The organism is Paraburkholderia rhynchosiae, assembly GCF_002879865.1.
GTDB lineage: Bacteria > Pseudomonadota > Gammaproteobacteria > Burkholderiales > Burkholderiaceae > Paraburkholderia > Paraburkholderia rhynchosiae.
Window position 1 is genome coordinate 1 of record NZ_PNXY01000120.1, and the last position, 526, is coordinate 526.

Below are 526 nucleotides of genomic sequence, written 5' to 3' on the forward strand. Positions count from 1 at the left end.
AGGCGAAGGGCAGCGAGGTGGTCGGATAGCCCACGGTAATCGTGCCGGTTTCCTTGATGCGATCCAGCCGGCTGGAGCTATCCGCATAAGCTGCGGTCGTCAGGCCAAGTCCTGCGTAGAACCCGGCTAGCGTCATCGCAGCGGTCAGGATAGAAGAAACTTTCATGTGCTTAGCTTCCCTTAATGATCATTTTCGACCGCGATTCCGGACCGCTGCAGTGCGATTCAAAACAACGGAATTTGCTTGGCTACGAACCAAATATCGGTCATCAATATGCTAAAGTCCAATGCGTCTCTCGCATTGAACGATACAAAAACGATATGCAGAAGCTAAAGTTAGGATTTCGCCACATCGAGGCTTTCCGTGCGGTCATGTCGTCAAACTCGATGACGAATGCCGCTCGCGTCATGCATACGTCGCAGCCGCAGGTGAGCCGCCTGATATCGCAGCTCGAGAGCATCACGGCGTTCCCACTTTTCGAACGCAACGGTAGCCGGCTTAATCCCACTCAGGACGGATTGCGTT

At 53.6% G+C, this 526-nt stretch carries 1 protein-coding gene; it reads left to right on the forward strand.

Annotated features, from left to right (window positions below; all coding sequences use genetic code 11):
* Nucleotides 1–183 precede the first annotated feature (183 nt).
* A partial coding sequence (locus tag C0Z16_RS39285) for a LysR family transcriptional regulator (protein ID WP_244201527.1) occupies nucleotides 184–526 on the forward strand: 343 nt, incomplete at its 3' end.